Below are 25,897 nucleotides of genomic sequence, written 5' to 3'. Positions count from 1 at the left end.
TCCGAATTAACCCTCATTTTCTGTTCAATAAACTTGGCATCATGTATAAAATTTCACCATTTACTGTTACCAATCAAGAGGAAATTCATGCTTTCATGCAAGCCCATCCTTTTGCCACTGTAATTTCTTACGACGGAATCTATCCTGTGGCCACCCAGGTACCCTTACTTATTAAGCAAGAAGATGGCATCCTTAAATTATACGGACATGTTATGCGTAAATCTGACCATTGTGAAGCTTTTGCACAGCATGAAGCCGTTTTAGTTTTATTCAATGGTCCACATGCCTATGTGAGCGCCTCCGTTTACCAAGAACCCGCACAAGCATCTACGTGGAATTATAAAAGTGTACAAGTAAAAGGAAAGCTCAATTTAGTTACACCTGAAGAAACTTACCACCTCATTCAAGCATTAACAGAGCAATACGAAAACAGTACGAGTCCTTCGGCCTTTTCAAAAATAGATCCTGCGTACATTCAAAAGCACTTAAAAGCCATTATAGGTTTCGAAATTACGGTAACGGAAATTAATGCAACTTTTAAATTAAGCCAAAACCATCCCAGCTTTAATCAGGAAAAGATTATTGAAAACCTGCAACAAAGCGATGATCCGCTTGCCAATCAAATTGCGCAAGAAATGGCTAAAACAAAAAAAGACTAAAGCGTTTAGGCTTTAGTCTTCTGTTATATTTAAGGTTTATATTATTTAAAATAGTATATCAAACCGTAAATAATTCCGGCCAATGTTGCCGAAACCGGGATGGTTAATACCCAAGCCCAAATAAGGTTAATGGTTACACCCCAACGCACTGCCGATACACTTTTCACCACGCCTACGCCAACAATAGAACCTGTAATGGTATGTGTTGTAGAAACCGGAATAGCAAAATGCTCGGTAATACCTAAGGTTACAGCACCTGCTGCTTCCGCTGCTACGCCTTCTAAAGCGGTAACTTTGGTAATTTTTGAGCCCATCGTTTTTACAATTTTCCAACCACCACTCATGGTTCCTAAAGAGATTGCCGAATAACAAGCGATTGGCACCCATGCAGGTAATGCTTCAAAATCTGGAATTACTTTTGCTGCAATTAAAGCGGTGGCAATAATACCCATTACTTTTTGCGCATCGTTACCTCCGTGGAAAAAACTCAACGCAGCTGATGACAATAACTGTAATCGTTTAAACCATTTCTCTGCGGTAGCAGGCTTGGCATAGCGGCAAATATTAATGATTATCAGGGTAATAATTACCGAAATAACCATACCAATAACCGGTGCCAATACAATGAACGATACAATTTTAATCACATATTGCATATTAACCGCATCAATCGGGCTTGCTCCAGTTAAAAAAGCATGCATCATGCCTGAACCTGCAAAACCACCGATTAACGTATGTGATGAACTTGATGGAATTCCGTACCACCAGGTAAGTAAATTCCAAACAATAGCCGCAATTAAGCCTGCTAAAATAACCTCTAATGTAATATAATTTTCAATTACCGTTTTCGCTACCGTATTGGCAACTTTATGATCGGTAAAATAGAAATAAGCTGCGAAATTAAATAATGCCGCCCATAAAACCGCCTGAAAAGGCGAGAGTACTTTTGTAGATACAATTGTTGCAATCGAATTCGCGGCATCGTGGAAACCGTTAATGTAATCGAACGCAATGGCAAGTATTACAACTACAACCAATAAGGTAGTTACCATATTTGTTTTTTATTAAGCGTTTTTAACAAGGATAGTTTCAAGCACATTTGCAACATCTTCACATTTATCTGTTGCTTTTTCGATTGTTTGTAAAACCTCTTTCTGTTTAATTAATTCAATAGCATTTGTTTCAAATTCAAACAAACGAGCAACCGCCAAGGTAAATACATAATCAGCTTGGTTTTCACCGCTGTTAATACGAATACACGCATCGGCAATAACACGAATGTTTTTGAAATTTCTAAGTTCTTTAATAGCTTTATCAATATCGCCACACATTTCAACCAAAAGCTCAGCAATTTTTACTACTGGCTCGTTAATGCTATCCATGTTATACATTTGCATACGGTTAGCCGTACCATAAATATAATCAGCCACATCATCTACCGCAGTAGCTAAAGCGTGAATATCCTCTCTATCAAAAGGAGTAATAAAATTTCTACTTAATTCAAGAAAAATTGAATGGGTAATATCGTCTCCAACGTGCTCTAAGCGTTCAATTTCTTTAAAAATGGTCTTTCTTTTTTCAGCATCAGCTGTACTAACCATCTCTAAAAGTGTTTCAGCAATTGCCAAAGCATTGCTACCTGCTTGTTCAAAAAGGGGATGAAACTTTTTATCTTGCGGAGTAAAGAACTTAAAAATATTGTTCATGTTGTTTTTTAATAATGCTGCAAAGCTACAAGGCCAATGTTAAGTTAATGTTAAGTTACGAATTATATTAAGGCTTTACACTACACTGATAAAAAATTAACAACTGATTCCCACTAAATTACATATTAAAAACAGGTATATACAAACGAATGATGGGGCTAAACACAAGCTGCAGCCCTGCTTTTAGTACAAGCTTTTTGGGAATTGCCCTTCTTAAAATATAAAGAACCCCAAAAAGGCTTTCCCTGCCAATCAGGTTTATTCACAAAGTCTGTGCTTCGTCGGTAAAAATCTGACAAAAATCTAAAATTTATTAATTCGCTTTTTGAAGTGTAAAAGCAAAAGTGGTGCCTATACCAGGTGTACTACGCACTGAAATGGTTTGTTGTTGTGCTTCTAAAATGTGTTTCACAATGGCCAAGCCTAAACCAGTTCCACCCACTTCACGCGCACGATGCGTATCAATGCGGTAGAAACGTTCAAATAAGCGCAGTAAATGCTTCTCTTCAATGCCAATTCCGTTGTCGGTAACTTCAATTAAGAATTGATCATGAAGTTCGAAAATTTTTATAGCGGTTTCTCCGTTCTCCAAACCATACTTAATGCTGTTCTCAATTAAGTTAATCAATACCTGTCCAATTTTTTCACGATCGGCCAATACCATGGTAGCAGTATTGTATTTATCTTTAAAAAATAATTTGATGTTTTTTGCTTGTGCGCGGTCTTCCAAATTCTCCATAACCTCTTTTGCCAGCAACACAAAATCGAATTTCTGATAATTAATAGGCGCTTCACCCGTTTCTAATTTCGAAATAGCATCTAAATCGCCTATCAAATAACTTAAGCGCTCCACATTTTTTTCTGCTTTCTTTAAAAATAGTACAGCTTGATCGGGGTCGTCTACCAAACAGTCTTGTAGGGTTTCTATATATCCTTGAATGGCAAAAAGAGGTGTTTTAAATTCATGTGATACATTGGAAAGAAACTCGCGACGAAATTGTTCTTGCTTTTTAAGCATGTCTATTTCCTTCTTTTTGGCGCCCGCCCACTCCTTTACTTCTTGCTCTACATCATTTATCGGGTCTGAACTTACATATTCGCCCAAGGCATCTTTTAAATCTTTACCCAACTTTAAATTATGAATAAGCTTATAAATGAGTTTAATTTTGGTGTAAATGTATTTTTCCAGCAAATAGTAAAAAACCAAAAAACTACACATGAACGAAACGCCAAAAGAAATGGAGAAAAAATACCAGCTTCGTTCGAAGTAAAAATTAACCAAGCCTATTGATAGGCCTACAGCCAAGGCTGTAATTAAAACAAGGACGCTTAATTTCATGACGCAATGTAGGTGTTTTATGTTAAATGTTCGTTAACAATATAACGGTTAACCGTTGTTATTTTCCCTCCCACTCTTGATAAAAATGCGTTAAGTAGTCCAGCATAAAAGCATGTCGTTCCGCTGCCATGGCTTTACCTGTTGTGGTATTCATTTTATCTTTTAATAAGAGCAGTTTCTCATAGAAATGATTGATGGTTGGTGCCGTTGTATTTTTATAGCTTTCTTTTGTTAAATGCTGTTTGGGTTTAATTGCAGGGTCATACAATGTGCGATTTTTAAATCCACCGTACGTAAATGCGCGTGCAATACCTATGGCCCCGATGGCATCTAAACGATCCGCATCTTGTACAATTTCCATCTCTTTTGAAGTAAAACCCACTCCATCAAAACTATTTTTAAACGACATGTTCTGAATAATCAATTTCACATGGGCGACCACTTCTGGCGATACACCAATTGAGTTTAAAAAAGCTTCCGCAGTATTGGGTCCAATGGCTTCATCGCCATTGTTAAATTTTGGATCCGCAATATCGTGCAATAAGGCTGCAAAGGAAACCACTTGCGCATCGCCTTTTTCTATTTCATTGATGGTGATACTGGTTTTAAAAACACGCTCAATGTGAAACCAATCGTGACCTGCTTCGGCGTTTTCTAATGTTTTTTGAACAAATTGAATGGTTTTCGCTATTAAATCTTTCATAAATGGGTAAAATTCAAAGCTAAGAAATAGCCGCTAAGTTTTGGACTGTTACGGCTCTAATTTTCCACAGAAACCTTGGAAATTTGCGTTTAATGCACATCAGTTGTTTCATAAACCTGATTGACGTGGAAATACTTTTTTGTGGCTTCGCTTTCCTGTTTGATGAACGTTCACAAAAAAGATTGTAACAAAAAGCAGGGCTGAAAGCTCCCAAAGGCGCAGAACCGTCCTTTTCTAAAGAAGTATTGTGTTTTGCAATATTTTAAGGTACTTTTGCTAAAATCATAAAACATAACGTATTGAATTTTAACGACTTTAATTTTAACCCCGATTTGCATGAAGGCTTAATGGCCATGGGGTATAAAAGCGCTACTCCTATACAAGAACAAGCTATTCCGGTTATTTTAGAGAATCACGACTTGATTGCGTGTGCCCAAACGGGAACGGGTAAAACGGCTAGTTATTTATTACCCGTAATGGACAAAATTAGTCGCGCAACAGACCGGCACAACAATACTTTAATTTTAGCGCCCACACGTGAACTTGCGCAACAAATTGATTTGCAAGTAGAAGCCTTGGCTTATTTTACCAATATTAGCTCTTTAGCGGTGTATGGTGGAGGCGATGGTATTGCGTACGAGCAACAAAAACGTTCGATGCGCGAAGGAGTTGATATTATTATTGCCACTCCTGGTAGATTGTTGTCTCATTTATCGTCGGGCGTTTTAAAATTACAGCATTTACAGCATTTGATTTTGGATGAGGCGGATAGAATGCTGGATATGGGGTTTTATGATGATATAATTCGAATAATCAGTTATCTGCCTAAGGAAAGGCAAACGCTTTTATTTTCGGCTACCATGGCGCCAAAAATCCGCAACATGGCGAGTCGTATTTTGCAGGAACCAAAGCACATTACCATTTCGATTGCCAAACCTGCTGAAGGTATTAATCAACAGGCGTATTTTATTCACGACCAACAAAAGGAAGCTTTATTGAGCGAAATTTTTAAAAGTGGTCAGTTTAAAAGCAGCATTATTTTTGCCTCAACAAAAGAAAAAGTTAAGTCGCTGTACAAGGCTTTTAAAAATTTAGGGATTAAGGCTGAGGCTTTTCATTCAGATTTAGATCAATCGGCACGTGAGGAGATATTATTGGCCTTTAAAAATAAACGTTTGGGTATTTTAATTGGAACGGATGTTTTATCGCGTGGAATTGATGTAGAGGGCGTTGATTTGGTTGTTAATTTTGATGTACCTAATGATCCGGCCGACTATGTGCATCGCATTGGTAGAACAGCAAGGGCTGCCAGTACTGGAACAGCCATTACTTTGGTTAATAAGCGCGATAAACGCAAATTTGACACCATTGAAAAGCTGATAGAAAAGGAAGTGCCTAAAATGCCTTTGCCAGAAAGCATTCAAGCAATTGAAATAGTAGCTGTGGAAGAGAAAAAACCTGCGCAGAATGGCTACAAAAAAGACAAGAAGAAAAATTGGCGTAAGAAAAAACCAAAAAAAACCACGACTACAAGCGAAAAAAGCAGTGAAACTTTATAATTAACCTGTATACTTTTATTTTAACTAAAACTTCTTCTTTGCGTGGCAAATTTCATCCTGATTGCTGTATGCATTTTAGCGGGAATTATCTTTAGGAAGAGCAAAACCCTGCCGAAAGATGCTCATAAAGGCATTAACGCTTGGATTATCTACATTGCGCTACCTGCGGTTTCATTTAAGTATTTGCCACATATTGTTTGGACAAATGAACTTCTTTTTCCGGCATTAGCTCCGGTTTTGATTTGGCTAACGGGCTGGCTTTTTATATCCCTGTACAGCCGCTTTAAAAAAATTAGTAAGGCTACTTCGGGTGGATTAAAGCTTACTAGCTCGCTCAGCAACACTTCTTTTATTGGTTTCCCCTTAATTGCAGCCTATTTCAGTGAAAAAGAACTTGGCATTGCGATTATTTGTGACCAGGTAACCTTTGCGCTTTTATCGACCATTGGCATTGTTGTAGCCATTCGCTCTTCACAAAATCAAAAGCTAACAGCAGGTGTTGTGTTAAAAAGGGTGCTAACTTTTCCTCCTTTAATTGGCTGTGTTTTGGCCTTAACCCTTCCAAGACTTTTTGATATTTCTCCATTAAATCCGCTTTTTGATAAACTGGCTGGAACAGTAGGTCCTTTGGCACTATTTTCCATTGGTTTACAACTCCGGTTTGGCGGCTGGTATGGCGAACTAAAGCATATTAGTTATGCATTGCTTTTTAAATTAATTCTAGCTCCATTTACCGTTACTTGCGTAGCTTTATTGCTTGGGTTACAGGGCATCATTACCAAAATTGCCATTTTTGAAATGGCCATGCCTACTTTATTAACCGCCGGACTGGTTGCTGAGCAATACAATCTAAATCCTAAAGTATCGAATTTAGTGGTTGGGATAGGGATTTTGCTTTCGTTTATTACGACAATCTTTTGGTATTTTATTTTAAACCATACGGGTTGGTTTTAATGCGTTTCGGTAAGGATTAATTGAGCTAAACACGACATCAAAACAAAAGAAGGGCTGAATATGTGTTTTTATTCAGCCCTTCTTTAGAAAATTGAGGTAAACTATAATCCTAATTTCTTAGAAATAGCACCTGGAATTCCTGCTTTGTTTAATAAAATCGCAGTAGTTTTATACTGAACATAGTTCTTTGTTACGTACAAATATCCTTTGTAATCGTTACTTGCACCCCAAGAGTTTTTAACGATGTAATATTCTTTGCCTGTTTGATCTTTTGCTAAACCAACAATGTGCATACCATGGTCATCCGTGGTTTGGTAATTATCAAAAGCTACTTGACGATTTTCTTGTGTAATGGTCATTTCTGCTTTAGGGCCATTGAACATATCATTTTTTTGCTGTACACTCATGCTCTCAAAAGGTGTTTGAGGAACGTATGCAACACCGTTTTTCCAACTGAAACCTTTTTCACTTACATCAGTTGCCCAAGCAACCGTGTAACCCGCTTTTAAAGAATTGTCAATAATTTCGGTTAACTCGTTTACTTTAACGTTGTATACCTGTCCAAAAGCCCAATTGTCTGGAACTAACAATGTAAATTGACTGTAGAAGGGATGATCATTAAATGATGATAATTCAACGTAGTTATCTGGATGAATGCCTACCACTTCTTTTGCAAAAGTTTTTGGCGTGTAGTTTTTACCTTTAAAAGTGAAGTTTTCTGGTACTGCGCCTAAATAAGCATCAATTACAGCCGTATATGCTTTTAACCAATTTGGTGTTAAGTCGCCATTTGCATTTTTAACCACTGCTTCTAGCACGCTTTTTTCCATTTGGCCCATTTCAGCTGTTTTATTCATGGTTGTGCCATAATTTAAACCGGTATAAACTTCTCTTGGAACAGCTCCATATTGTTTATACATATTAATTACATCGTGCAAGGCACCTCCATCGCCCAAAGCAACTGCTCCATGCATACGTACATAGTTTTTCCCTTTTTCTACATAAGCATTTCTAGCTGAGAAAAGTTGTGATAATTCTACAGGCTCTTTTCCAGCTTTAATCATTTCAGACTCTAAAAATGAGTTGGTAGAATAGCTCCAGCATGTACCTGAAGATCCTTGGTTTTTAACCGATGTATTTTCTAAATTAATTACGGGTGTAAATTGAAAAGCACTTTTGCTATTTTCACTTTGATTGTTTTTTAACGAATTAACAAGATTGTCTTGACCAAAAGATACCATTGAAGACAATGACAAGGTCAAACCAATCACACTAAGTTTGGTGTAGTTGATCATTTTTATGAATAATTGTTTGGCTGCGAATTTATTAATTGTTGTCTAGTTACAGCAGAATTTTTGAATTAAAAATCATCGCATTCAGTAATAAGAATGTAATAAAAGGCTTTTGGTTAACATTCTGGCAAACTAATGGGAATATTTGTTGCCAAACCACCGTCTGAGGTTTCTTTGTATTTAGCATTCATGTCGAGTGCTGTTTCCCACATGGTGTTTACTACTGCATCTAAACTCACCTTTGCTTTATCTGGATTACTTTGTAAAGCCAACTGACTTGCCGTAATGGCTTTTATTGCTCCCATGGTATTTCGCTCGATGCAAGGAATTTGAACCAAACCACCAATGGGATCGCAGGTTAAACCTAAATGATGCTCCATGGCTATTTCTGCAGCCATTAAAACCTGTCTTTGCGAACCGCCTAAACATTCGGTTAATGCCGCCGCTGCCATTGCCGATGACACGCCTATTTCGGCCTGACATCCGCCCATTGCTGCCGAGATGGTTGCTCCTTTTTTAAAAATACTTCCTATTTCGGAGGCACAAGCAATGAATTGAATTATTTTCGTTTCGCTATAGCCATCGCAAAAAGTGATAAAGTATTGCAAAACGGCTGGAATTACGCCCGCGGCACCATTTGTAGGCGCGGTTACCACTCTTCCGAACGATGCATTTTCTTCATTTACAGCCAATGCAAAGCAACTTACCCAATCTAAAATATAATTAAATCCATTTCCACCATTTCGAATGGCGGCCACCCATGAATCAAAATCGTTGTATGCCTGTTTGCCTATTAAGCGCTTATTCAAGGCAAAAGCTCTCCGTGCAACATCCAATCCCCCTGGCAAAAACCCAGTTGTATGGCATCCACGGTAAATGCAATCGCGCATTACTGCGAAATGTTGCAATATTCCTTTTTTAGTTTCTTCTTCTTTACGCCAAGCTAGTTCGTTTTCCAAAACTACTTCGCTTACTTTTAACCCCGTTGATAAACACCAATGCAATAACTCCTTTGCTTTATCAATTGGGAAAGGCAAATCTACTTGCTTTTTACTTGAATTATCTTCGCCCTCTTTTACCACAAAACCACCGCCTATTGAATAATATGTTTCAGAAAATGCTTTTCCAGAAGATAAGAATGCTTGAAAAGTTACGGCATTAGGGTGAAATGGCAGACTCTCTGCAAATAAGAAGAGTAAGTCGTTTGCATAATCAAAAGCAATGTTTCCTTTGGTAGCGAGGTTTAATTCTTTCTCTTTTTGAATGCGATGAAAAGTTGGCATAACCTCGTTAACATCAAATGTTACGGGGTCTGCACCGGTTAAACCTAATAAAATGGCTACATCTGTTCCGTGGCCTTTTCCGGTTTTTGCTAAGGAACCATAAAGCAAAATCTTTATAGCCTCAACATCCTCCATTAAACCTTGTTGTATAAGCGATTGAGTAAATTGTTGGGCTGCACGCCAAGGCCCCAAAGTATGCGAGCTTGACGGACCTATGCCTATTTTAAAAATATCGAAAACTGAAATTTGTTCTTTAATCATTTTACAATAGATTATATCAACATATCGGATATACATCCTTTGGACATATATGATGTCGATTAAAGATATATGAATACGTTAGTTAGACAAATCTATAATAAGTTTTTGGAACATGGCATTAAAAATCAAACTCAATTAAATCATGGTCATTTAAAATATCATCTACAAATTTCTGATGATTTTTAGGTTTTCCAACGGCGGTCCAGTTGCTCACGATAATTCCGTTGGCTAAATTTTGCTTTTCTTTCTGAGGCTTTAAATGATATTCTTTAAACAGGCTTTCATAACTATCAATTCTGCCTTCATTATACTTTTTAACAATTCGATAGCTTCTTTTCGTAAAGCGGCGATCAGCAAATTGTTCAATAAACGGAAAAATCAGAAGAGCAAACATGACCACCCCAGTAACACCAATTGCTTGTTGAAAATAGCCTGAACCCACCGCCATTCCGATGGCGGCAACAATCCAGATAATACATGCCGTTGTTAATCCTTTTACTTTATTTTCTTCTTTAAAAATAACACCTGCGCCTAAAAAACCTATTCCCGTTACAATATTTGAGGCAATTCTATCCTGGCTATTAAAACCTATTTTAACAGAAAGAATGGTGAATAAAGTGGCTCCAAGCCCAATCATAATCATGGTTTTGAGACCTGCAGATTTACTTCTGTATTCGCGCTCTGCACCGATAATTCCACATAATAAAGTGGCTAACAGAAATTTATTAATCTCGCTTTGCGTTAATAAATGGGTTTCCTCTAAAAATGCATTCATGTTGTTAAGGTACAAAAATTTGAATATACGCGCATTCACTAAAAAAAAGAAACCCCAAAACATTTCTGCTTTGGGGTTCTATATTTGCTTATTTTAGCAAGGCTGATTGATTACATCATTCCGCCCATACCGCCGCCACCCATTGGAGGCATAGCAGCTGAACCACCTTCTTCAGGCTCGTCAGCTAAAACAACTTCTGTAGTTAATAACATGGCTGCAATTGATGCTGCGTTTTCTAAAGCTACACGCGATACTTTGGTAGGATCGATAACACCTGCACCAATTAAGTTTTCGTAGTTACCAGTACGTGCATTGTAACCGAAATCTGCTGTACCTTCTTTCACTTTTTGAACAACAATAGATCCTTCAATACCTGCATTTTCGCAAATTTGACGTAAAGGCTCTTCAATTGCACGACGAATGATTTGAATACCTGTATTCTCGTCTTCGTTTTCACCTTTTAAATCTGCGATTGATGCAACTGCACGAATGAAAGCAACACCACCACCAGCAACAATACCTTCTTCAACTGCTGCGCGAGTAGCATGTAAAGCATCGTCAACACGGTCTTTTTTCTCTTTCATTTCAACTTCACTTGCAGCACCTACGTAAAGAACAGCAACACCACCTGCTAATTTAGCTAAACGCTCTTGCAATTTTTCTTTATCATAATCTGAAGTAGTCGTTTCAATTTGAGCTTTAATTTGGCTTACACGTGATTTGATATCTTCTGTATTTCCTGAACCGTTAATTACAGTTGTATTGTCTTTATCAACTACAACTTTCTCAGCAGAACCTAAATAAGTTAAATCAGCATTTTCTAATTTGTAACCTCTTTCTTCTGATACCACAATACCGCCAGTTAAGATAGCGATATCTTCCAACATAGCTTTTCTTCTATCACCGAAACCTGGAGCTTTAACCGCTACAACTTTCAATGAACCACGAATTTTGTTTACCACTAAAGTAGCCAATGCTTCACCATCTAAATCTTCAGAAATAATAACTAAAGGTTTTCCTGTTTGAACCGTCTTTTCCAATACTGGCAACAATTCTTTCATGTTGCTGATTTTTTTATCGTAGATTAAAATGTAAGGATTATCTAATTCTGCTTCCATTTTATCTGCATTGGTCACAAAGTATGGAGATAAATAACCTCTGTCGAATTGCATACCTTCAACTGTTTTTACTTCAGTTTCAGTACCTTTTGCCTCTTCAACAGTGATTACACCATCTTTACCAACTTTACCCATTGCTTCTGCAATTAACGAACCGATAACTTCGTCGTTATTCGCTGAAATAGAAGCAACTTGTTTAATTTTATTATTGTCTTCGCCAACCGTTTGCGATTGAGCTTTTAAGTTCTCTACCACAGCAGCAACCGCTTTATCAATACCGCGTTTTAAATCCATCGGATTTGCACCTGCAGCCACATTTTTAATACCTGTAGTAATAATTGCTTGCGCTAAAACCGTAGCAGTAGTAGTACCGTCACCCGCAATATCAGCAGTTTTAGACGCTACTTCTTTTACCATTTGAGCACCCATGTTCTCAACAGCATCTTTCAATTCGATTTCTTTTGCTACCGAAACACCATCTTTTGTGATAGCTGGTGAACCGAATTTTTTATCGATGATTACGTTACGACCTTTAGGGCCTAAAGTTACTTTTACTGCATTTGCTAAAGTATCAACACCGCGCTTAAGCGCGTCACGTGCTTCTACATTATATTTTACTTGTTTTGACATCTTTTTTTCTAAAATTTTGACTTTGAGTAATCAGGATAACTTACTGTTTACTCGTCTGATTTTTATATTGTTCTTTTGTTTATTTGCCTGAATCTAGATTGAAATCAGGCATCGTCACGATTTACTATCCTTCTACAGCGTAAATATCCGTTTCACGCATGATTAAATAGTCTTGTCCGTTAAAAGGAAACTCTGTACCGCCATATTTACCATACAAAACTACATCGCCAACTTTTACCGTTGGTTTTTTACCTTCTGAATCTTCATCTGAAACCGCCACTACAGTACCTTTAGATGGTTTTTCTTTCGCCGTATCTGGAATATACAAGCCCGATGCGGTTTTTTCTTCTGCCGCTGCCGGCTCAACAATTACTCTGTTCGATGTACCAGCAATTGGTTTAAGGTTTAAAGCCATAACTTTTTATTATTTTTTTATTGATTTTAAGTTTAAACTATACACTACATAACACTTTTTATGCCAAGTACGTTTAAAAGACAAATTTACATTCAACGTGCCATTTTTAAACATTTACTGAATCATAGCCAAAACAGAAGTGCCAGCTTGGCAGAAGACTCGATAGTTGCTAAACAAAAAAGCTTTCCCTTTTGAGGAAAGCTTCTAAAAATACAGTGTATTTATTTCTTATTTCTTTTGTTCTGCTGGCTTGCTTGCAGGAGCCGCTGGTGCATTTAACGCGCCGCCAATTGGTGATGGTGAGGCTGTTTTTTGTAAACGCTCTTGAATGGCTGTATTTCCTACTGCAGCACCTGTATTGGTTTTAGCTACTGTTGTAATTACCAACGTTAACACAACAATTGCAGTTAATAATACCCACGATCCTTTTTCTAAAACATCGCCCGTACGTTGCACCCCAAACATGTTGCTTCCGCTTCCGCCCGTAGCTAAACCACCTCCTTTAGGGTTTTGTATCAATACAAACAAGCCTAAAGCTACACACACAACAATTAATAAAATGACTAAAAAAGTTACCATGGTAATTTATATTTTAAAATTTCTTTTCTATAGATTGGATAAGGTCGGCAAAGTAAGCACTTTTTTCTGGAAATTTCAAACTTAATTTTTTATAAGTATCTATCGCCTTGTGATAAAGCATTTGCTCGATGTAAATTTTGGCTAAAGTTTCCGAAACAAGGTCGTAGTTATCTTCCGAACTCCGTTTGGCTTTATTTTCATTATCGATTAATTCCGCTTTAGGCGGTTTAATTGTTGGGTCTTCTTTTAAAAAGCGCTCTATAATTTCAGCACCTTTTGCATCTTTTATCTTTCCTTCCGGATATTCAGCCAAATGATCTGCTACCTCAAAAGGTGTTTGAATGTGAAAAATATGTTCCACATACTGTTGCTGAAACTCTGTTTTTGCTACCAATTCTTGCTTAGCAGCTACAGGAGCAGGTTGTGCATAGGGCTGAAAAACTTGCTCGTGCTCTTTCCGGGTTTTGTCTAACCACCACAAAAAGCTATAAGGTAGTTTATCGTCATTGTATTTCGAAACAAAGTTTTTCTCCGGATCATCCGGGATAACTGTTTCAATTTCCGGAGCAAGCTCAGCCTGCGGCCCTCCGGTTTTTTCTTCGAAAACAAAAAAATCTGAAGATGCTACACTTTCGATAAACAACTCTTCTTCAGCAGTATTGTTTACTTCTATTGCTTCTTCTTCAGGTAAATCTTCGGCTGTTTCAACTTGATTGGCATCTTCAACAAAAGTTGAATTTAATTCAGAGATTTCTTCAAAAACCTCTTGCTCATCTTGTTCATCCGTATTTTCCTCAACTGTTTCGGGCTGTAAAATTTCTGCTTCAACTTCTTGTTTTGGTTCGTAAACAAACCCCTCGCTTAGCTCCCCAACTTCTTCAAATACTTCTTGCTCATCCCAGTGGGTTTCGGCTACTACAGCTCTATCATCCGTTGTTTTTTCTAAAACCTCCTCCGCGGTTGATTCTTCCTCAATCAAGCTGCTTTGTAAAACCTTGTACAACGCAGAACCATTCGAATACAAGGCTGCTTTCGCAACAAATGCTGCATCAGCTTTCGCCAAAAGCATATGAATGGGTTGAGCATACGGATATTGTTGCACCATTTCTTGCAACATAGCAATGTGCTCTGACCTAACTTTTCCAGGTTGTTCTAGTAATTCTGTCAGAAGCTTTTTGTTATCCATTATCAAGGTTTTGGCACTAAGTTAAAAAATGTAGCGGTTTTTTTTGAATTATAATATCCTATTACCATTGAGCAAAGGCAGCATTAAACATATCTTCCGATAACTGCTTATTGATGTTTTCAATCGCTGCCGGTAACAACGACTGTATATTTGCACCGTTTAACGGAAAATCATAATACCGACTAAACGATTGCTCAAAACTACTCTTTTCTTGACCTTTCACATTGTTGGTGTATTTTACAGAAACCGTAATCGTCAATCTATTTGCGCCAGACGTTGGTGTAGAGCCGGCCTGTAGGGCTACTGGTTTAATTTCATAACCGGTAATACGTCCATCAAAAACCGCATCTGCTTCACCTTGTGCAATGATTAAACGGGTTTGGGTACGAATTCTATTTTTTAGCGATTCTGTTACTTGATTGCTCAATGTTGGAACTACCAAGGGTGCATTATTTTCGAATACACGAACTGCTACCGTTTTTAATCCATCGGTGGAAGCGCCGCTAAATTTATAGGAACAAGCACATAAGAAAGTGATACAGATAAACGCAACTACTTTTAACTTCATATTTTTTAACGGAAAGTTTTACAGATCAAGTTCTTTAATTTTTCGGTACAGGGTTCTTTCCGATATGCCTAGCTCCTGTGCTGCGAATTTACGCTTGCCTTTATGCTTTTTAAGGGCTTTTTTAATTAAATCGGATTCTTTATCAACCAACGATAATGATTCTTCAACTTCCTCAGCATCGTGTGCAAAATTAAAATCATTCCCTGCTGAAGGGTTATTAACCGGTGTTGCATGCTGAATTGTGAATCCATGGTCTTGCCCCACTGGCAATTCTACATCGCGGTAAAGTTGATTAATGTATTGCGGATTATCAGCCAAAACGGTTGCGGTATTGCCTCCGTGTTGAATAATCTCGGCAACCAATTTTTTAAGCTCCACCATATCCTTTTTCATATCAAAAAGCACCTTATACAAAATATCTCTTTCTGTAAAATCCTCTTTTGATGCGGAATTAATCGCCATTGGCAAATTATTGCCGGCTTCATTCGGAATATAGTTTAAAATAGCTTGAGCAGACACATTGCGTTCCTTCTCCAACACACTGATTTGTTCTGCAATATTTTTTAGCTGACGAACGTTACCCGGCCAACTGTAATTGGTTAAAATTTGAATGGCTTCTGGCTCCAGATGCAATGCAGGTGAACGATATTTATCGCTAAAATCGACTGCAAACTTTCTAAAAAGCAAATAGATATCTTCTTTGCGCTCTTTTAACGAAGGAATCCGCAAAGGCACGGTATTTAATCGGTAATATAAATCCTCGCGGAATTTTCCGTTTTTAACGCGTTCATAAACGTCTACGTTCGTAGCGGCAATAATTCGTACATCGGTTTTCTGCACTTTTGAAGAACCTACACGAAGGTACTCACCACTTTCTAAAATACGGAGCAAGCGTGCTTGGGTCCCCATTGGTAACTCCGCAACCTCATCTAAAAAAATGGTCCCGCCATTCGCGACTTCAAAATATCCTTTTCTTGCTTCGTGCGCACCTGTAAACGACCCTTTTTCGTGACCAAACAATTCTGAATCGATGGTTCCCTCTGGAATTGCGCCGCAGTTTACCGCGATAAAAGTACCGTGTTTACGGGCACTCATTTGATGAATAATTTGAGAGAAAACCTCTTTACCACTTCCACTTTCACCCGTAATTAAAACCGAAATATCGGTTGGAGCTACTTGGCTTGCAATATCTATCGCACGATTTAATAAAGGCGAATTGCCAATAATACCGAAACGTTGTTTAATATTTTGTGTATCCATTTTTAAGTTTAAGTATTGAGGTGTAAGTGAATTGCCCTAGGTTCTTTAAGCAATACTTATTTCACTACTGTTCCAATCAAGGTTGCAGAAGTACATTTTTCGATGTATACATCTGCATACTGACCTGGTTTTATGCCTTCTACGATTGGAAAAACAACCATAGCACCACTGTCACCACGACCACAATAATCTTTATCCGATTTTTTAGAAGTTCCTTCAATTAAAACATGAATTGTTTTGCCCACCCAATCTTGCAAACGCATTAACGAATGTGCTTGTTGTTTGGCTAAAATTTCTGCTAAACGACGTTTTTTAACATCCTCTGGAATATCGTCTTCTAATTTTCTTGCAGCCAATGTCCCAGGACGCTCAGAATAGGTAAAATTATAGGCAAAATCATATTGCACATAATCCATCATGCTTAAGGTTTCTTGATGCTCTTCTTCTGTTTCTGTACAAAATCCGGCAATAATATCCGTTGAAATTGCACAATTTGGAATAATACGACGGATTGCATCGATTCTATTCATGTACCACTCACGGGTATACGTACGGTTCATTAATTCTAAAACGCGTGTATTTCCCGATTGAACAGGTAAATGAATGTAATTACAAATGTTATCGTATTTGGCAATTGTATATAAAACCTCGTCGGTAATATCTTTCGGGTGTGAGGTCGAAAATCGAACTCTTAACTCAGGGCTTACCAAAGCAGTCATTTCTAACAACTGAGCAAAATTCACGCTTTCTGCGCCATCTTCTGAAGTCCAGATATACGAATCTACGTTTTGACCTAAAAGTGTTACTTCACGGTATCCACTTTCGTATAAACCTTTTGCTTCTTCAATAATTGAGTGCGCGTCGCGGCTGCGTTCGCGGCCACGAGTAAATGGCACTACGCAAAACGAGCACATGTTGTTACATCCACGTGTAATCGATATAAAAGCGGTAATACCGTTGCTATTTAAACGAACCGGACTAATGTCAGCGTAGGTTTCTTCACGAGATAATAACACGTTTACGGCCTTATGTCCGCTTTCAACCTGCTCAATTAAGTTCGGTAAATCACGATATGCATCCGGTCCTACTACAACATCAACCAAGCGCTCTTCTTCTAAAAATTTTGATTTTAAGCGTTCAGCCATACAGCCTAAAACACCCACAATTAATTTTGGATTGCGGCGTTTTTCGACCCCAAATTGCGACAAACGGTTTCTTACACGGGTTTCTGCGTTTTCACGAATCGAACACGTATTGATAAAAATAACATCCGCTTCATGGTAATCACCAGTAGTTTCAAAACCCGTTTCAGAAAGAATAGATGCTACCACTTCGCTATCTGCAAAATTCATGGCGCAACCATAACTCTCAATATATAATTTACGAGCATCAACCTTGGCTGGCGTATCTAAAATTAACGCCTCACCTTGCCTTGTTTCATCGTGCGTCTTGTCCTGAATTTGTAAATCAATCATTAGTAAAAAAAGATTTTTTGGATTGCAAAAATACACAAATAAATTAAAAATGACAATTTGACAGGTTGATTCATGTAAATTATGCGTAAAGATTCTACGCTGTTTGGCTATTTACCACACGAACAACGCGTGTGCTTGTTGTGTAAGACAAACCTTTTTACCTTCAGGTTTGTTATGTTTCAGATGAACATACAAAAAAGAAAGTCGCTCGTTATTTGGTTGTCTGCTATTTTCGGAGGGATTATTCTGCTAATAGGTATCTGCGCTATCGTTTTAAGTAATCGATTTAAACCCATTCTTCGTGAAAAAATTGAAACCGCGGTTAATACCGGCAGCAATCACCTATATACTATCCAGTTTAAAAATCTTAGCACCAACCTGCTCACCGGCACTTTAGTGTTGACAGATGTACGCCTCATTCCCGATACAGCTGTTTATTCCCGTTTGAATAAAACAGGTTTAGCCCCAACGAACACCATCGACCTTCAACTTAAAAAGCTTGAAATTTCGGGCTTGCAGGTATTAAAGGCTTATTTTAAAAAACAACTCAACATAAAAACGATACTCCTACAAGAACCTACTATTCAACTGATTGCACACAATGTTAACCAAAAGCCAGATTCTACACAAAACAACCAAAGTCTTTATCAGCGAATATCCAAAACATTTCAATCCATTGGCGTAAATCAGGTTAAAATTAGCGATGCGCACATTCATTATATCAACAAAAAAACCGCTAACCCCGTTAAAAAGTCGGTACGCCATGTGAATATTAATATCCAAAATTTCTTGCTCGATTCGCTATCAGAAACCGACACCACTCGATTTTATTACACAAAAGACATCGCTTTTAAGATTGTAGGATACCGTGCCCCCACAAAAGATAAAATGTACACCTTAACGGTGGATACTATCCGAGGAAACATTACCCAACATACCTTGCAGCTTTCGGGTTTAAAATTAAGTCCGCACTACGCTAAATTAGCGTTTGCCCGTAAATATTCCGTTCAAAAGGATCGATACGATTTTCACTTTCAAAAAATAGCCCTCAGCGGGGTTGATTATGTGGAGCTTAGTGCCGACCAAAAGCTAAAAGTAAAGGCAATTCGTATTGGCCCCGCAAAAGTAGATGTTTTCATGAGCCGTGAATCGCCTGCACCAGCAAATTTAGACAAAGCAAGAAATTTTCCTCACGTGGCTTTAAGACGCCTACCGATCCCCACCATTGTCGATAGCGTTATCCTACGCCAAATTGATGTAAGCTACTCTGAGTACAATCCTGCCAGTAAAAAAATAGGCGAAGTTCAATTTGAATCGCTCAGAGGCACTATTTTAAACGTAACCAACGACTCCACCAAACTCGTGCAAAACCGATATGCCAAAGCATACCTAAGTACCGCGCTAATGGGAACCGCTTCTTTGGAGCTAAATATCAACTTTAACTTAATCGATATAAATGGTGCTTTTTCTTATAACGGAAAAATGAACAACTTCAACCTCACGCAATTAAATCCCTTATCAAGAGCCTTGGGATTAGTAGAAATTGAAGGGGGACGAATCCATCATATCGATTTTAATGCTAGCGGAAATCGCTTTGGTGCAAGGGGCAAATTAAACATGTTATATTCCAATTTAAAAGTAAATCTCCTTAGCGATAACATTGATGGAAAAGGAACCGAGAAAAAAGGTCTTTTATCATTCCTAGCCAATAAACTCCTCATCATCGATGAAAATCCTAAAGAGAATAAACCTACCAGAACCGCGAACATGCAAACGCAACGTATTCCATCGGCCTCTTTTTTTAATCTGCTATGGAAAACTGTTTTCGTAGGAATAAAAGAAATTGTTGGTTTAGAGGCAATCCCTGAAAAAGACCCTGTAAAACAACAAAAAGAAGTTGCAAAAAAGATAAAAAAGCAACAACAAAAAGACTAATCCGAACTTCAAGCTTTTAATCGTTCGACAAACATGAATAGAAATCGTATATTGCTATTCATATTTCCGCTTTATTCTATGCTCAAAACGAAAAACAAGAAATATTCCCATTTAATTAAAACATTATCCATTCTTTCCTTCATAGTTGCAGTACTTTTGCTAAGTGCATGGTATTTAAACGTTAAAACCCGCCCCATACTTAATCAACGTATTAAAAGTTTACTTTATAAATCAACGGACAGCCTGTACACAATTAATTTTAGTTCTGTAGATTTCAATCTCCTCACCGGCAGTGCAAACTTAAAAAATGTCGAAATAAAACCCGACACCTTGCGCTATCATCAACTTATCCAACTAAAAAGAGCCCCGAATAACCTTTACACGGTTAAGTTAAAAAAGATAAGTATAAAACATTTCCATCCCCTAACGCTTTATTTGGATGGTAAATTAAGTATTAACGAACTACTTTTTGATAAGCCAAGCATCACCATGGTGAACAAGCACTTAGATTTTAATGAAGATCGCCCCATGCGACCAATAAAATCCCCCTATCAGTATATTTCAAAAAATCTAACGGCTTTTAATATTCAACTTATCAGTTTTAAAGATATCAGCTTTAAGTATATAAATAAAAACGTAACAAAGCCTGAGGTATTTACCATAGACGATTTAAACATCCACCTAAAAGATTTACTCATCGATTCAACCTCTGCCGAAGACCCGACTAGATTTTACCTCCTAAAAGATATTGATGTAAATTTAAAAAACTACAGTTACCCTACCCCCGACAAACTATACACCATTGACCTAAACGAACTTAAATTTAATGCTAAAAGCGGTAAATTAAACGTAAAAACCTTTCGCGTAAACCCATTATACGAGGAAATGAAATTTGGACAGGTAGCGGGTTACAACAAAGACCGCTACAGCATTAATCTGAGCAACCTCGACATCCATAATGTAGACCTTGCGCATTATATCAGTAAGCAAGAATTGTGGGCAACAGCGCTCGATATATCAACCGGAAAAATTGAAGTTTTCAGCAACGATAAACTCCTGAACAAAACAGAGGAAAACAAAATTGGCCGTTACCCTAATCAACTACTCCAAAAACTCAATAGCGGTATTATCCTTCAAAAAATTAACATCAAGGATGTAGATATCTCTTATGCCGTTTACGATAAAGATAGTGAGCAAACAGGAAAAATAACATTTTTAAAAACCTCCGGACAAATCTTTAATGTTACCAACCTTCCTAAAATTAAAGCTTTAAACCCGATTTGCGAAGCCAACTTAAGCACCTATTTAATGGGGCAGGGTAAACTAAATGTCAACTTCAAGTTCGATCTACAAGCGCCAAACGGAGCCTTTAATTTCGATGGAGAACTGGGAAGCTTTAACGCAAGAGTACTTAACCGTGTAACCGTACCCCTTGGAATGGTCAGAATTAACCACGGAGAAGTAAACTCCTTAAAATTTAACTTTAGCGCAACCGATTTAGAAGCCAAGGGAAGTGTGCGATTTGACTATTTAGACTTAGCCGTAAGCCTCTTAAAAAACGATCCTACAAAAGACCATTTAGTGAAAAGAGGGTTATTGTCATTTCTGGCGAATGCGCTCATGATAAAATCACAAAATCCAGCCTATAACGAAAAGCTAAAAAGTGAATATGTGAGCTATAAGCGACTGCCCAATACCTCCTTTTTTAATTTGATTTGGAGAAGTCTATTTACCGGAATAAAATACAGTGTTGGCATAACGGAAGAAAAAACGCAGGAGATGCAGCAAAAAATCAACCTATTTAAATCTATTCAACAAAGTAGAAAAAGCAGGCAACTGAAAAGGCAAATAACGGAGCAAAAACGGTAAAATAGTCCGCAAGTCAGGGGTCCGAAAGTCCGACGTGAAGAATCACTAAAACGAATGCTAGTTACAAAGCTAAAAGTATTCTTTATCAACCTGAACTCGATTATTAGTTACAATAAAATTTTCGACTGTCTATGAAATTGCCTTTCGAGAATGTACTAAAAAATCATCCCCCCTGCCCCCTTCAAAAGGGATAAATAGCCAGCGTCCAAACTGAAAACGTACACATCCTAGGCGTTTTGTCGGTGTCCGCCTTTGAAGGGGGCAGGGGATGACAACAACTCAAATGCATACTAATTAGTAAAAATACAATTTTCGAACTCCTACTACTTAGGAAAAAATCTTCTCGAAATAAGGGTATTATCCAACTACATTATATTGAAAATCAATATATTAACTAAGAGTAAGACAGGTGGAAAATTGTCGAACTCAGGTTTATAAGAGATACTTTTCCGAATAATCGGAACACGTTGTACGTTTAGTCAAGCTAACTGCTTCCTACTTAGAGATGCTTCCTTCGTCGGCATGACAGCAAAATTTTGAGCGATATGCTAGTAAAACAAACGTTCAAAATTGCAGGTATTAACCGAAGAAAGCCCGTCGGTCCCGAATGCTCGGGATGCACCCCAAGCAGCGCGAAAAAACAAAAACAGTTGCAGCAACATTCGAATGTGCACTACCGAGCATTGTTCTATTCAGTTTTGTGGCAATAATTAATATTGGTTACAAAACAAATCGCCACAAAACCAAGCGATCTTGTTCTTGTTTTGCGACAAGGGTGTGCGCCCAAAGCTGCCTAACCGGATCGACAAAGGCTTTTGGTTACTTTTGGCCCACAAAAGTAAATGCCCTACCGGCAAGAGGCAAGCAAGAGAAAGAGGAAGGGTAAAAGTCAATGGTTACCAAAAGGTTTAACATTTATGAAAAGAGAAGATTCCTTCCTCAGCCTTCAGCAACGTGTGTTAAGTTTCGATTAGAAATGCTTATAAACAAGAATACCCTTCAGCTTTCGCTAAAGGGTATCTTTAAGATTTGGCACCGACCTACTCTCCCACGTGTTACCGCAGTACCATTGGCTCTGGTGGGCTTAACTTCTCTGTTCGGAATGGGAAGAGGTGGACACCACCGATATAGGCACCTAAATACCTTTTTTGTGTCGGTTCGTTGGTTGGTTGTTTCCTTGTTTAGTGTCCCAAACAACTAATAAACTAATAACCAAATAACCACTACAAATGACATAGTATTGAAAGAAGTTAGTTTGAAGAACAAACAACAGTATGTTGCTTTTGAAAGCTTCGGATGATTAGTACTACTCGACTGTGCTGTCACCAGCTTTACATCTGTAGCCTATCAACGTAGTAGTCTGCTACGGTCCTATATGGAATTCTCATCTCGTGGCTAGTTTCGCACTTAGATGCTTTCAGCGCTTATCTATTCCCAGCGTAGCTACTCTGCAATGCCCCTGGCGGAACAACAGATTCACTAGAGGCTAGTCCAACCCGGTCCTCTCGTACTAAGGTCAGCCCCACTCAAAATTCCTACGCCCACAACAGATAGGGACCGAACTGTCTCGCGACGTTCTGAACCCAGCTCGCGTGCCACTTTAATCGGCGAACAGCCGAACCCTTGGGACCTTCTCCAGCCCCAGGATGTGACGAGCCGACATCGAGGTGCCAAACCTCCCCGTCGATATGAGCTCTTGGGGGAGATCAGCCTGTTATCCCCAGCGTACCTTTTATCCTTTGAGCGATGGCCCTTCCATGCAGAACCACCGGATCACTATATCCGTCTTTCGACCCTGATCGACTTGTCTGTCTCACAGTCAAGCAAGCTTATGCTATTGCACTCCTCATACGGTTACCAAGCGTATTGAGCTTACCTTTGAAAGCCTCCGTTACCTTTTTGGAGGCGACCACCCCAGTCAAACTACCCATCAAACAATGTCTCCCTACTAGAAGGATTAGACACCGAATACAGAAAGGGTGGTATTTCAACGTTGGCTCCTCGAATCCTAGCGAACCCGATTCATAGCCTCCCACCTATCCTACACATCCTGTATCCAATGTCAATGTTAAACTGTAGTGAAGGTGCATGGGGTCTTTCCGTCCCGTTGCGGGTACCCGGCGTCTTCACCGGGACCACAATTTCACCGAGCTCATGGCTGAGACAGCGCCCAGATCGTTACACCATTCGTGCAGGTCGGAACTTACCCGACAAGGAATTTCGCTACCTTAGGACCGTTATAGTTACGGCCGCCGTTTACTGGGGCTTCGATTCAATGCTTCGCAATTGCTCACTAACATCCCCTCTTAACCTTCCAGCACCGGGCAGGTGTCAGGCCTTATACTTCATCTTTCGATTTTGCAAAGCCATGTGTTTTTGTTAAACAGTCGCCTGGGCCTTTTCACTGCGGCTCTCGTTGCCGAGAGCGCCCCTTCTCCCGAAGTTACAGGGCCATTTTGCCGAGTTCCTTAGCCATGATTCACTCGAGCACCTTAGAATCCTCTTCCCGGATACCTGTGTCGGTTTGCGGTACGGGTATTCATAATCTGAAGCTTAGCGGTTTTTCTTGGAAGTCTGATTACCTGCGCTATCCACTCAACCGAAGTCTCGCGGTACTATCAGCTCTCAGCAAGACCGGCGGATTTGCCTACCAGTCCTATACCTACAGCCTTTAACGAACTATTCCGTCAGTTCGCGGCAGTGTCACTACTCCGTCCCCACATCGCAATTATAAATAGTACTAGAATATTAACTAGTTGTCCATCGAATTTCCCCTTCGGGTTCTCCTTAGGTCCCGACTAACCCTGATCCGATTAGCGTTGATCAGGAAACCTTATCCTTTCGGTGGGCAGGTTTCTCGCCTGCCTTATCGTTACTTATGCCTACATTTGCTTTTCTAGCCGCTCCAGCACCCATTACCAGATACCTTCGCCGCAACTAGAATGCTCCCCTACCGATATATTTCAATCCCATAGCTTCGGTGTACAATTTAATGCCCGTTTATTATCCATGCCCGATCGCTCGACTAGTGAGCTGTTACGCACTCTTTAAATGAATGGCTGCTTCCAAGCCAACATCCTAGCTGTCTATGCAATCGGACCTCGTTAGTTCAACTTAACTGTAACTTGGGGACCTTAGCTGATGGTCTGGGTTCTTTCCCTCTCGGCGCGTGACCTTAGCACCCCGCGCCTCACTGCAGATCATATTTAATAGCATTCGGAGTTTGTCTGGATTTGGTAGGATTTGACTCCCCCGCACCCAATCAGTAGCTCTACCTCTATTAAACTTTATATCCACGCTGTTCCTAAAAACATTTCGGGGAGTACGAGCTATTTCCCAGTTTGATTAGCCTTTCACCCCTACCCACAGATCATCCGGAAACTTTTCAACGTTTATCGGTTCGGTCCTCCAGTACGTGTTACCGCACCTTCAACCTGTCCATGGGTAGATCACAAGGTTTCGCGTCTACCTCCTCTGACTATACGCCCTATTCAGACTCGCTTTCGCTTCGGATCCGTTCCTTAAAAACTTAACCTTGCCAGAGAAGAGTAACTCGTAGGCTCATTATGCAAAAGGCACGCCGTCACTGGACTTGCCAGCTCCGACCGCTTGTAAGTACACGGTTTCAGGTTCTATTTCACTCCCCTGTTCGGGGTTCTTTTCACCTTTCCCTCACGGTACTGGTTCACTATCGGTCTCTCAGGAGTATTTAGCCTTACCGGATGGTGCCGGCAGATTCCCACAAGGCGTCTCCGACCTCGCAGTACTCAGGATACTACTAGGCTAACATTCTATACGTGTACTGGGCTATCACCATGTATCGCCGGGCTTCCCATCCCGTTCCACTTCTGTTTGTTATACCACATCGTAGTCCTACAACCCCCATTTTGCCGTAACAAAATAGGTTTGGGCTCTTTCCCTTTCGCTCGCCACTACTCAGGAAATCATTGTTATTTTCTCTTCCTCTGCTTACTTAGATGTTTCAGTTCGGCAGGTTTGCTCTATTTAGTGCTATGTCTTCAACATAGCGGGTTGCCCCATTCGGAAATCTTCGGATCTATTCCTATTTGCAAATACCCGAAGCTTATCGCAGCTTATCACGTCCTTCATCGCCTCTGAGAGCCAAGGCATCCCCCGTGTACTCTTTATTACTTTCTTCTACTTGTACGCCTTTTGCGCCGTACAGTATGCTTTTTTGCTCTTGTTATGATGTCTCATACCTCCATTCGTATTGCTACTCCTGTGGGTGAGCACAAACACAACAGTCGCCTATTGTTGTTTGCTCTTCTTTATTTAACTTCTTCCAATATGTCAAAGAACTTTATTAAGAT

19 protein-coding genes and 2 rRNA genes are annotated in these 25,897 nt (G+C 39.1%); 5 read left to right on the top strand and 16 right to left on the bottom strand.

Going from position 1 to position 25,897, the window contains the following annotated elements:
• Positions 1 to 41 precede the first annotated feature (41 nt).
• Positions 42 to 659, top strand: coding sequence for an FMN-binding negative transcriptional regulator (locus ACJVDK_RS14195; protein WP_443937327.1), 618 nt, complete (start codon positions 42 to 44; stop codon positions 657 to 659).
• Positions 660 to 700: 41 nt separating this feature from the next.
• Here ACJVDK_RS14195 and ACJVDK_RS14190 read toward each other — a convergent pair whose 3' ends face one another.
• The 4 genes from ACJVDK_RS14190 to ACJVDK_RS14175 all read right to left on the bottom strand — a co-directional run bounded on the left by ACJVDK_RS14190 (position 701) and on the right by ACJVDK_RS14175 (position 4,407).
• Positions 701 to 1,711, bottom strand: coding sequence for an inorganic phosphate transporter (locus ACJVDK_RS14190; protein ID WP_443937326.1), 1,011 nt, complete (start codon positions 1,709 to 1,711; stop codon positions 701 to 703).
• Between the two features lie 12 nt (positions 1,712 to 1,723).
• The gene (locus ACJVDK_RS14185; RefSeq protein ID WP_443937325.1) at positions 1,724 to 2,365 is read right to left on the bottom strand and encodes a DUF47 domain-containing protein; all 642 of its coding nucleotides are present in this window, start codon (positions 2,363 to 2,365) and stop codon (positions 1,724 to 1,726) included.
• 313 nt (positions 2,366 to 2,678) lie between these two features.
• The gene (locus tag ACJVDK_RS14180; protein WP_443937324.1) at positions 2,679 to 3,704 is read right to left on the bottom strand and encodes a sensor histidine kinase; all 1,026 of its coding nucleotides are present in this window, start codon (positions 3,702 to 3,704) and stop codon (positions 2,679 to 2,681) included.
• Positions 3,705 to 3,762: 58 nt separating this feature from the next.
• Positions 3,763 to 4,407 carry an HD domain-containing protein gene (locus ACJVDK_RS14175; RefSeq protein ID WP_443937323.1) on the bottom strand — a complete coding sequence of 215 codons (645 nt, stop codon included), beginning with the start codon at positions 4,405 to 4,407 and terminating at the stop codon, positions 3,763 to 3,765.
• Positions 4,408 to 4,706: 299 nt separating this feature from the next.
• Here ACJVDK_RS14175 and ACJVDK_RS14170 point away from each other — a divergent pair, with 299 nt between their 5' ends.
• Together ACJVDK_RS14170 and ACJVDK_RS14165 are read left to right on the top strand one after the other, a co-directional pair.
• The gene (locus ACJVDK_RS14170; RefSeq protein ID WP_443937322.1) at positions 4,707 to 5,966 is read left to right on the top strand and encodes a DEAD/DEAH box helicase; all 1,260 of its coding nucleotides are present in this window, start codon (positions 4,707 to 4,709) and stop codon (positions 5,964 to 5,966) included.
• A 42-nt stretch (positions 5,967 to 6,008) separates the two neighbouring features.
• Positions 6,009 to 6,920: an AEC family transporter gene (locus ACJVDK_RS14165; RefSeq protein ID WP_443937321.1), complete on the top strand. Its 912-nt coding sequence runs from the start codon at positions 6,009 to 6,011 to the stop codon at positions 6,918 to 6,920.
• A gap of 101 nt (positions 6,921 to 7,021) precedes the next feature.
• Here the strand turns inward: ACJVDK_RS14165 and ACJVDK_RS14160 are convergent, their stop codons facing one another.
• The 10 genes from ACJVDK_RS14160 to miaB all read right to left on the bottom strand — a co-directional run bounded on the left by ACJVDK_RS14160 (position 7,022) and on the right by miaB (position 17,762).
• A complete protein-coding gene (locus ACJVDK_RS14160; RefSeq protein ID WP_443937320.1) occupies positions 7,022 to 8,215 on the bottom strand; it encodes an aminopeptidase C in 1,194 nt (397 codons plus the stop codon).
• A gap of 113 nt (positions 8,216 to 8,328) precedes the next feature.
• Positions 8,329 to 9,756 (bottom strand): L-serine ammonia-lyase, encoded by a 1,428-nt coding sequence (locus ACJVDK_RS14155; protein WP_443937319.1) that lies wholly within the window; start codon positions 9,754 to 9,756, stop codon positions 8,329 to 8,331.
• Positions 9,757 to 9,874: 118 nt separating this feature from the next.
• Positions 9,875 to 10,531 carry an MgtC/SapB family protein gene (locus tag ACJVDK_RS14150; RefSeq protein ID WP_443937318.1) on the bottom strand — a complete coding sequence of 219 codons (657 nt, stop codon included), beginning with the start codon at positions 10,529 to 10,531 and terminating at the stop codon, positions 9,875 to 9,877.
• A gap of 110 nt (positions 10,532 to 10,641) precedes the next feature.
• Positions 10,642 to 12,279 carry a chaperonin GroEL gene (gene groL / locus ACJVDK_RS14145; protein ID WP_443937317.1) on the bottom strand — a complete coding sequence of 546 codons (1,638 nt, stop codon included), beginning with the start codon at positions 12,277 to 12,279 and terminating at the stop codon, positions 10,642 to 10,644.
• 124 nt (positions 12,280 to 12,403) lie between these two features.
• Positions 12,404 to 12,694, bottom strand: coding sequence for a co-chaperone GroES (locus tag ACJVDK_RS14140; protein WP_443937316.1), 291 nt, complete (start codon positions 12,692 to 12,694; stop codon positions 12,404 to 12,406).
• Between the two features lie 228 nt (positions 12,695 to 12,922).
• The gene (secG, locus tag ACJVDK_RS14135; RefSeq protein WP_443937315.1) at positions 12,923 to 13,273 is read right to left on the bottom strand and encodes a preprotein translocase subunit SecG; all 351 of its coding nucleotides are present in this window, start codon (positions 13,271 to 13,273) and stop codon (positions 12,923 to 12,925) included.
• Positions 13,274 to 13,286: 13 nt separating this feature from the next.
• Entirely contained in the window at positions 13,287 to 14,459 is a 1,173-nt protein-coding gene (locus tag ACJVDK_RS14130; RefSeq protein WP_443937314.1) for a hypothetical protein, read from the bottom strand.
• Between the two features lie 61 nt (positions 14,460 to 14,520).
• Positions 14,521 to 15,027, bottom strand: a complete 507-nt coding sequence (locus tag ACJVDK_RS14125) for an LptE family protein (protein ID WP_443937313.1) — start codon at positions 15,025 to 15,027, stop codon at positions 14,521 to 14,523.
• An 18-nt stretch (positions 15,028 to 15,045) separates the two neighbouring features.
• Positions 15,046 to 16,287, bottom strand: coding sequence for a sigma 54-interacting transcriptional regulator (locus ACJVDK_RS14120; protein WP_443937312.1), 1,242 nt, complete (start codon positions 16,285 to 16,287; stop codon positions 15,046 to 15,048).
• A 56-nt stretch (positions 16,288 to 16,343) separates the two neighbouring features.
• Entirely contained in the window at positions 16,344 to 17,762 is a 1,419-nt protein-coding gene (gene miaB / locus ACJVDK_RS14115) for a tRNA (N6-isopentenyl adenosine(37)-C2)-methylthiotransferase MiaB (protein WP_443937311.1), read from the bottom strand.
• Between the two features lie 183 nt (positions 17,763 to 17,945).
• Between miaB and ACJVDK_RS14110 the strand changes: the two genes are divergently transcribed.
• On the top strand, positions 17,946 to 19,697 hold the full coding sequence (locus ACJVDK_RS14110) for a hypothetical protein (RefSeq protein ID WP_443937310.1): 1,752 nt from the start codon (positions 17,946 to 17,948) through the stop codon (positions 19,695 to 19,697).
• A gap of 78 nt (positions 19,698 to 19,775) precedes the next feature.
• Positions 19,776 to 21,566, top strand: coding sequence for a hypothetical protein (locus tag ACJVDK_RS14105; protein WP_443937309.1), 1,791 nt, complete (start codon positions 19,776 to 19,778; stop codon positions 21,564 to 21,566).
• Between the two features lie 1,027 nt (positions 21,567 to 22,593).
• On the opposite strand, the gene rrf is transcribed toward ACJVDK_RS14105, so the two are convergent.
• Both rrf and ACJVDK_RS14095 read right to left on the bottom strand, forming a co-directional pair.
• Positions 22,594 to 22,705, bottom strand: a 5S ribosomal RNA gene (gene rrf, locus ACJVDK_RS14100).
• A gap of 142 nt (positions 22,706 to 22,847) precedes the next feature.
• Positions 22,848 to 25,724 (bottom strand): 23S ribosomal RNA (locus ACJVDK_RS14095).
• Positions 25,725 to 25,897 lie beyond the last annotated feature (173 nt).

The sequence above is a fragment of the Pedobacter paludisoli genome, assembly GCF_052344095.1.
In the GTDB taxonomy this organism is placed as follows: domain Bacteria; phylum Bacteroidota; class Bacteroidia; order Sphingobacteriales; family Sphingobacteriaceae; genus Pedobacter.
The sequence above is the reverse complement of the archived record's forward strand: the minus strand, read 5'-3'. Positions and strand labels throughout refer to the sequence as shown.

Coding starts and splice junctions, on each gene's coding strand:
- ACJVDK_RS14195 (WP_443937327.1), top strand. CDS start 42: ATGTATAAAATTTCACCATTTACTGTTACCAATCAAGAGGAAATTCAT.
- ACJVDK_RS14190 (WP_443937326.1), bottom strand. CDS start 1,711: ATGGTAACTACCTTATTGGTTGTAGTTGTAATACTTGCCATTGCGTTC.
- ACJVDK_RS14185 (WP_443937325.1), bottom strand. CDS start 2,365: ATGAACAATATTTTTAAGTTCTTTACTCCGCAAGATAAAAAGTTTCAT.
- ACJVDK_RS14180 (WP_443937324.1), bottom strand. CDS start 3,704: ATGAAATTAAGCGTCCTTGTTTTAATTACAGCCTTGGCTGTAGGCCTA.
- ACJVDK_RS14175 (WP_443937323.1), bottom strand. CDS start 4,407: ATGAAAGATTTAATAGCGAAAACCATTCAATTTGTTCAAAAAACATTA.
- ACJVDK_RS14160 (WP_443937320.1), bottom strand. CDS start 8,215: ATGATCAACTACACCAAACTTAGTGTGATTGGTTTGACCTTGTCATTG.
- ACJVDK_RS14155 (WP_443937319.1), bottom strand. CDS start 9,756: ATGATTAAAGAACAAATTTCAGTTTTCGATATTTTTAAAATAGGCATA.
- ACJVDK_RS14150 (WP_443937318.1), bottom strand. CDS start 10,531: ATGAATGCATTTTTAGAGGAAACCCATTTATTAACGCAAAGCGAGATT.
- groL (WP_443937317.1), bottom strand. CDS start 12,279: ATGTCAAAACAAGTAAAATATAATGTAGAAGCACGTGACGCGCTTAAG.
- ACJVDK_RS14140 (WP_443937316.1), bottom strand. CDS start 12,694: ATGGCTTTAAACCTTAAACCAATTGCTGGTACATCGAACAGAGTAATT.
- secG (WP_443937315.1), bottom strand. CDS start 13,273: ATGGTAACTTTTTTAGTCATTTTATTAATTGTTGTGTGTGTAGCTTTA.
- ACJVDK_RS14130 (WP_443937314.1), bottom strand. CDS start 14,459: ATGGATAACAAAAAGCTTCTGACAGAATTACTAGAACAACCTGGAAAA.
- ACJVDK_RS14125 (WP_443937313.1), bottom strand. CDS start 15,027: ATGAAGTTAAAAGTAGTTGCGTTTATCTGTATCACTTTCTTATGTGCT.
- ACJVDK_RS14120 (WP_443937312.1), bottom strand. CDS start 16,287: ATGGATACACAAAATATTAAACAACGTTTCGGTATTATTGGCAATTCG.
- miaB (WP_443937311.1), bottom strand. CDS start 17,762: ATGATTGATTTACAAATTCAGGACAAGACGCACGATGAAACAAGGCAA.
- ACJVDK_RS14110 (WP_443937310.1), top strand. CDS start 17,946: ATGAACATACAAAAAAGAAAGTCGCTCGTTATTTGGTTGTCTGCTATT.
- ACJVDK_RS14105 (WP_443937309.1), top strand. CDS start 19,776: ATGCTCAAAACGAAAAACAAGAAATATTCCCATTTAATTAAAACATTA.